This is a genomic window from Thiohalocapsa sp. (genome assembly GCF_019695415.1).
In the GTDB taxonomy this organism is placed as follows: Bacteria; Pseudomonadota; Gammaproteobacteria; order Chromatiales; family Chromatiaceae; genus Thiohalocapsa.
This window is the reverse complement of record NZ_JAIFKJ010000491.1, coordinates 1-6743: the sequence shown is the minus strand read 5'-3', so window position 1 is coordinate 6743 and position 6743 is coordinate 1. Positions and strand designations below refer to the sequence as shown.

The 6743-nt window shown below is 63.3% G+C and carries 7 protein-coding genes and 1 tRNA gene; all 8 read left to right on the top strand.

Features of this window, described 5'->3' with window-relative positions; all coding sequences use genetic code 11:
* The first annotated feature begins 1 nt into the window (after position 1).
* A tRNA-Trp gene (locus I6U14_RS13700) sits at positions 2-77 on the top strand.
* A gap of 33 nt (positions 78-110) precedes the next feature.
* Positions 111-488 (top strand): preprotein translocase subunit SecE, encoded by a 378-nt coding sequence (gene secE, locus I6U14_RS13695; RefSeq protein ID WP_296900079.1) that lies wholly within the window; start codon positions 111-113, stop codon positions 486-488.
* A gap of 2 nt (positions 489-490) precedes the next feature.
* Positions 491-1024 carry a transcription termination/antitermination protein NusG gene (nusG, locus tag I6U14_RS13690; protein WP_296900076.1) on the top strand — a complete coding sequence of 178 codons (534 nt, stop codon included), beginning with the start codon at positions 491-493 and terminating at the stop codon, positions 1022-1024.
* A gap of 248 nt (positions 1025-1272) precedes the next feature.
* Positions 1273-1707 carry a 50S ribosomal protein L11 gene (rplK, locus tag I6U14_RS13685; protein WP_296900078.1) on the top strand — a complete coding sequence of 145 codons (435 nt, stop codon included), beginning with the start codon at positions 1273-1275 and terminating at the stop codon, positions 1705-1707.
* Positions 1708-2403 (top strand): 50S ribosomal protein L1, encoded by a 696-nt coding sequence (gene rplA / locus I6U14_RS13680; RefSeq protein WP_296900075.1) that lies wholly within the window; start codon positions 1708-1710, stop codon positions 2401-2403.
* A 308-nt stretch (positions 2404-2711) separates the two neighbouring features.
* Positions 2712-3239 carry a 50S ribosomal protein L10 gene (rplJ, locus tag I6U14_RS13675; RefSeq protein ID WP_296900074.1) on the top strand — a complete coding sequence of 176 codons (528 nt, stop codon included), beginning with the start codon at positions 2712-2714 and terminating at the stop codon, positions 3237-3239.
* Positions 3240-3322: 83 nt separating this feature from the next.
* Entirely contained in the window at positions 3323-3709 is a 387-nt protein-coding gene (gene rplL / locus I6U14_RS13670; protein ID WP_296900073.1) for a 50S ribosomal protein L7/L12, read from the top strand.
* 261 nt (positions 3710-3970) lie between these two features.
* Positions 3971-6743, top strand: a 2773-nt coding sequence (gene rpoB / locus I6U14_RS13665; RefSeq protein WP_296900077.1) for a DNA-directed RNA polymerase subunit beta, incomplete at its 3' end; no start/stop codon positions are given.

The window sequence follows — 6743 nt, the reverse complement described above, 5'->3', positions numbered from 1 at the left end:
TAGGCCAGTAGCTCAATTGGCAGAGCAGCGGTCTCCAAAACCGCAGGTTGGGGGTTCGAGTCCCTCCTGGCCTGCCACATTTCGCGGTCCTGAAGCCGCTTGCGGAAAGCATGAACGCAAAAGCCGAAGCCGGGGCGACCGGCCTCGACACTATCAAGCTCGTTGCGGCCGCTGGAATCGTGATCGCGGCGCTTTGGGCCTTTTATTTTTTTGCTGATTACTCGCTGCTGCTGCGCGTGGTCGCGCTGCTCGCGCTGGCGGGCGGCGCTGCAGCGATTGCGCTGACATCGTTGCCCGGACGACAGCTGTGGCGCTTTGCCGTGGATGCACGCATGGAGGTACGCAAGGTCGTCTGGCCCACGAGACAGGAGACCTTGCAGACGACGCTCATCGTGATCGTCATGGTGCTCATCCTCGGTATCCTGCTGTGGCTGTTCGACATGGTGCTGATGGCCATCCTGCGTTTCCTTACCGGGCAGGGGGGCTGAGCGTGGCCAAGCGGTGGTATGTGATTCACGCATTCTCGGGCTTTGAAAGCCATGTGAAGCGTTCCTTGGAGGAGCGGATTGCGCGGGCGGGGATGCAGGACGACTTCGGTGAAATTCTCGTGCCCACGGAAGAGGTCGTGGAGATGCGCGGCGGCCAGCAGCGCAAGAGCGAGCGTAAGTTCTTCCCTGGCTATGTGCTGGTCAATATGGAAATGACCGATGAGACCTGGCATCTCGTCAAGGATGTACCGAAGGTGATGGGGTTCATCGGCGGCAAGGGAGATCGACCGGCGCCCATCCCAGATTCGCAGGTGGATGCTATCTTGCAGCGTGTGCAGGACGGTGTCGAGAAGCCGCGGCCGAAGGTGCTCTATGAGCCGGGCGAGGTGGTTCGAGTCACTGATGGGCCATTCACCGACTTTAATGGTGTCGTAGAAGAAGTCGACTACGACAAGAGCCGCGTCAAGGTGTCGGTGCTGATCTTCGGCCGTTCGACACCGGTCGACCTGGAATTCGGGCAGGTCGAAAAAGGCTGAAGCGGATCACGGCTCGGTTGGCCGCAAGGGCTTGCCGGTCGGCACGAACGTCCGCGGAGGCGGCGCAAGGCAGGCTTAGCTAGGCCGCATGGCCGGCGGCGCGGTTGGATCGCGGCCTGCGTTGGTTGGGCGATCACGCGAGGGGCTGGATGGCCAGCATCGGGCCATCCAGCTGGGGACGTACTGAGGACTATCACGGGGAGCCGGTTGTCACACTCGGCGTCTGCACCCGTCGAGGTAACGAAATCATGGCGAAGAAGATCAGCGCCTACATCAAGCTTCAGGTCAAGGCGGGGGAGGCCAATCCGAGCCCACCCGTTGGTCCTGCGCTTGGTCAGCACGGCGTGAACATCATGGAGTTCTGCAAGGCATTCAACGCCAAGACGCAGGACGTCGAAAAGGGTCTGCCCATCCCGGTTGTGATTACCGTGTACGGTGATCGCAGTTTCACCTTTGTGACCAAGACCCCTCCGGCATCCGTATTGCTGAAGAAGGCGGCCGGCATCGGCAAGGGCAGCAGCACGCCGAACACCGCGAAGGTGGGCAAGGTCAGCCGGCAGCAGCTGGAGGACATCGCGAGCACCAAGATGGCCGACCTTAACGCCAACGACATGGACGCCGCCGTGCGCATCATTGCGGGAAGTGCCCGCGCCATGGGGCTGGACGTGGAGGGTGTGGAATAAATGGCCAAGCTGACCAAGCGCGCAAAGCAGATCCGCGCGCAGATCGAGCCCGGGCGACTCTATGCCGCAGAAGATGCCTTCGATCTGCTCAAGAGCCTATCTAAGGTCAAGTTTGTCGAGAACATCGACGTGGCAGTCAATCTCGGCGTCGATCCCCGCAAGTCCGACCAGGTCGTGCGCGGTGCAACGGTGCTGCCTCATGGCACTGGTAAGCAGGTGCGGGTCGCAGTGTTCACGCAAGGAGGCAACGCCGAAGCGGCGACAGCAGCCGGCGCCGATCGCGTGGGAATGGAAGATCTGGCCGAGGAGATGAAAGGCGGGGCGCTCGGCTACGACGTCGTTATCGCCTCCCCCGACGCCATGCGTGTCGTGGGACAGCTGGGCAAGCTCCTCGGACCGCGCGGGCTGATGCCGAACCCCAAGGTGGGCACAGTGACGCCGGACGTGGCACAGGCGGTCCAGAACGCAAAGGCCGGGCAGGTACGCTACCGCACGGATAAGGCAGGCATCATCCACTGCCCGCTGGGCAAGATCGACTTCGCGTCGGACAAGCTGCGCGAAAACCTCGAAGCCCTACTCGGCAACCTGATGAAGGCAAAGCCGAGCGCGGCCAAGGGCGTTTATATGAAAAAGGTCACGGTGTCGTCCACCATGGGGCCAGGGCTAACGGTCGACCACGGCACCCTGTCGTTTTAAGCGCGTCTCACGGGGTCGACAGAGGTCGACGCATGTGGCTGTGGGGTCCTGGCGGCCTGCAGCCCGATAGCTTTGGGACGTCGGTCTATTTGGTCCGGGGTCCGTCAAAGACCGCAGGTGTCCGCCGGCCCGCCGGGAGTGCGGGTCAGTGAGGCTTAATGTCTGCCTGCGCAGATGTGCCCTCGCAGCGTCCATCGGGTTCGTCTCGATGGCTTTGATGACGGAGCACGCAATCAGCCCGGCGCGAGGAACGGATGCACGCGTCGGGGCGTGTCCCGGCTGAAGTCGGGACCAGTCAGGAGGAGCCTATGCCTCTGAATTTTGCTCAGAAGGAAGCCGTCGTGGCAGAGGTCTCGGAGGTTGCGCGGGGCGCATACTCCGCGATTGGCGCCGAATACCGCGGCCTGACGGTGGCGGAGATGACGGAGCTGCGCGTAAAAGCGCGGGAAGCCGGCGTCTACGTGCGCGTGGTGAAGAATACCCTCGCCAAGCGGGCGTTGGCCGACACCGAGTTCGAATGCATGAACGACGAGCTCACCGGCCCGTTGGTACTTGCCTTCGGCCGCAACGACCCGGGCTCCGTCGCGCGCGTCGCGAAGGACTTCGCGAAGGGACACGAGCGCTTCCAGGTCCGCATGATTGCGCTCTCGGGCCGTTTGCTCGACGCGTCGGAGCTGGACAAGGTCGCGAAGATGCCGACCTACGAGGAAGCTCTAAGCCTGTTGATGGCGACGATGAAAGCGCCGGTGCAGAAGCTCACCAGCACGCTCAATGAAGTGCCCGGCAAGCTCGTGCGTACCATCGCCGCCGTCCGTGACGCGAAGGAAGGTGCCTGATTCGGCCCATCCGAGCTGCTCATTACTCAGTTGACAAGATTCCCGTCGGGTTCTGCCCGGCGACTGATTCCCAGGAGATCACAATGGCCGTTTCCAAAGACGAAATCCTCGACGCCATCGCGAATATGACCGTGATGGAAGTTGTCGACCTGATCAGCGCAATGGAAGAAAAGTTCGGTGTCACCGCCGCTGCCGCAGTCGCGGCGGCGCCGGCTGCCGGGGCTGCTGGTGGCGATGCCGGCGAGGCGGCGGAAGAGCAGACCGAGTTCGACGTCGTGCTGGCGTCCTTCGGCTCCAACAAGGTGGGCGTCATCAAGGCTGTGCGCGCCCTGACGGGCCTGGGCCTGAAAGAGGCCAAAGAGGCCGTCGAGGGTGCGCCGACGACTCTGAAGGAAGGCGTCTCCAAGGACGACGCCGAAGCGGCCAAGAAGGCCCTCGAGGAAGCCGGCGCGACCATCGAGATCAAATAAGCCGCATTGTCTGCGACTCAGCAGCGAAGCGTTGAAGAGGCTGGCGGCTGCAGGCCGCCGGCCTTTTGTCGTTGCTGTATCGTGTGGCGTCGGCGCTGATGCGTCGGGCGGCCGCTCACGGGATCATGGTCCCGCGACGGCATTCGATCTCGCCGCGTCGTTGTCACTCGGTGCAGCCACGGCAGCATCACAGTATGCCTCACCACCGGAGCCGCCTCGCGTGAGGCCCGGCATCAGACCCTACACATGAGGGAAGGCAGTATGGCCTACTCGTTCACCGAGAAGAAGCGTATTCGCAAGAATTTCGGCAAGCGGCCGACCATTCTCGAGGTGCCCTTTCTCCTCGCTACGCAAATCGAGTCCTATCGGGACTTTCTGCAGGCGGATCGCGCTGCCGACGGGCGCGAGGATATGGGCCTGCACGCGGCCTTCCGCTCGGTGCTGCCCATCGAGAGCTACTCAGGTAACGCTGTGCTGGAGTACGTGAGCTACCGTCTCGGCGAGCCCGCCTTCGACGTGCGCGAGTGCAATCTGCGCGGTGCCACCTATGCGGCACCCCTGCGGGTGCTGCTCCGGCTGGTCATCTACGATAAGGATGCCCCTGCCGGGAGCAAGGTGGTCAAGGACGTCAAGGAGCAGGAAGTCTACATGGGCGATCTGCCGCTCATGACAGAGAACGGCACCTTCATTATCAACGGCACCGAGCGGGTCATCGTCTCGCAGCTGCACCGCTCGCCCGGGGTCTTCTTTGATCATGACAAGGGCAAGACGCACTCATCCGGTAAGCTGCTGTTCTCCGCACGGGTGATTCCGTACCGCGGCTCCTGGCTCGACTTCGAGTTCGATCCCAAGGACAACGTCTTCGTGCGCATCGACCGCCGCCGCAAACTGCCCGCGACGGTGCTGCTGCGAGCCTTAGGCTACAGCACCGATGAGATGCTGGCGCTCTTCTTCGAAACGGACACCTTCCATCTGGGCGATCCGCCGGAACTGGAATTGGTGCCGGAGCGTCTGCGCGGCGAAACGGTCAATTTCGAGATCAGCATCGGCGACGAAGTCTTGGTGGAGGCTGGCCGCCGTGTGACCGCCCGCCACATCCGTGAACTGCAAAAGGCGGGTATCGAGCGACTGGCGGTGCCGGACGAGTTTCTGCTCGGTCGCACCCTGGCGCAGACGCTTGTGGACACCGACACCGGCGAGGTCATCGCCGAGGCCAATGCGGAGATCACCGAGGAGTTGCTGACGGCCCTGCGCGAGCAGGGGATCGAGCGTGTCGAGACCCTATTCGTCAACGACCTCGATCACGGCCCCTATCTGTCCGAGACGCTGCGCATCGACAGCACGCGAACCGAGCTCGAGGCGCAGGTCGAGATCTACCGCATGATGCGTCCGGGCGAGCCGCCGACCAAAGAGGCGGCGCAGAATCTCTTCCACAACCTGTTCTTCACGTCGGATCGCTACGACCTCTCGGCGGTGGGCCGCATGAAGTTCAACCGCCGCCTCGGCCGGGATAGCACTGAGGGCGCCGGGATTCTCTACGACCACAAGTACTTCAGCGCCCGCAGCGATGACACGGCCAAGCAGTTGGTGGAGCGCTGCGGCGAGAGCTCCGACATCGTCGATGCGCTCAAGGTCCTCATCGAGCTACGCAACGGCCGCGGAACCGTAGACGACATCGACCATTTGGGCAACCGTCGGATTCGCTGCGTTGGCGAAATGGCCGAGAACCAGTTCCGCGTGGGTCTCGTGCGCGTGGAGCGTGCGGTCAAGGAGCGGCTGTCGCTCGCCGAGTCCGAGGGCCTGATGCCGCAGGAGCTCATCAACGCCAAGCCGGTATCGGCGGCCATTAAGGAGTTCTTCGGTTCCAGCCAGCTGTCGCAGTTCATGGACCAGAACAACCCGTTGTCAGAGGTCACGCATAAGCGGCGTGTCTCGGCACTCGGTCCGGGCGGCCTTGCCCGGGAGCGTGCCGGTTTCGAGGTGCGCGACGTGCACCCGACCCACTACGGCCGCGTTTGCCCCATCGAGACGCCGGAAGGCCCGAACATCGGGCTTATCAACTCGTTGGCCGTGTATGCGCGCACCAACCGTTACGGCTTCCTGGAGACGCCGTACCGCCGGGTGGAGGACGGCAAGGTCACCGACCAGATCGATCACCTCTCGGCCATCGAAGAGGGCGGCTACGTCATTGCCCAGGCCAACGCCACCCTGGACGACGAGGGACGCCTCACCGATGCCTTGGTGTCCTGCCGCCACATGAACGAGTTCACGATGAAGGCACCGGAGGAGGTCCAGTACATGGACGTCTCGCCCCGCCAGATCGTGTCCGTGGCAGCCTCCTTGATTCCGTTCCTGGAGCACGACGACGCAAACCGCGCGCTCATGGGCTCGAACATGCAGCGCCAGGCGGTGCCGACGTTGCGCGCCGAAAAGCCGCTGGTGGGCACAGGTATGGAGCGGGTGGTCGCGAAGGACTCGGGTGTGGTGCAGTGGGCGCGCCGCGGCGGTGTCATCGACTCGGTGGATGCCGCCCGCATCGTCGTGCGGGTGAATGATGACGAGACTGAGGCCGGCGAGCCTGGTGTCGACATCTACAACCTGACCAAGTACACCCGCTCCAACCAAAACACCTGCATCAACCAGCGCCCGCTGGTGCAGCCCGGGGACGTCATCGAGCGCGGCGACGTGCTCGCCGACGGTCCATCCACGGACATGGGGGAGCTTGCTCTCGGGCAGAACCTGCGCGTGGCATTCATGCCCTGGAATGGCTACAACTTCGAGGACTCCATCCTCATCTCCGAGCGGGTCGTTCAGGAGGATCGCTTCACGAGCATCCATATCGAAGAGCTGACCTGCCTCGCCCGCGACACCAAGCTCGGGCCGGAAGAGATCTCCAGCGACATTCCCAATGTCGGCGAGGCGGCGCTCTCGAAGTTGGACGAGTCCGGCATCGTCTACATCGGTGCGGAAGTGCGCGATGGCGACATCCTGGTGGGCAAGGTCACGCCCAAGGGCGAGACGCAGCTGACCCCCG

Coding starts and splice junctions, on each gene's coding strand:
- rplA (WP_296900075.1), top strand. CDS start 1,708: ATGGCCAAGCTGACCAAGCGCGCAAAGCAGATCCGCGCGCAGATCGAG.
- rplJ (WP_296900074.1), top strand. CDS start 2,712: ATGCCTCTGAATTTTGCTCAGAAGGAAGCCGTCGTGGCAGAGGTCTCG.
- secE (WP_296900079.1), top strand. CDS start 111: ATGAACGCAAAAGCCGAAGCCGGGGCGACCGGCCTCGACACTATCAAG.
- rplL (WP_296900073.1), top strand. CDS start 3,323: ATGGCCGTTTCCAAAGACGAAATCCTCGACGCCATCGCGAATATGACC.
- rplK (WP_296900078.1), top strand. CDS start 1,273: ATGGCGAAGAAGATCAGCGCCTACATCAAGCTTCAGGTCAAGGCGGGG.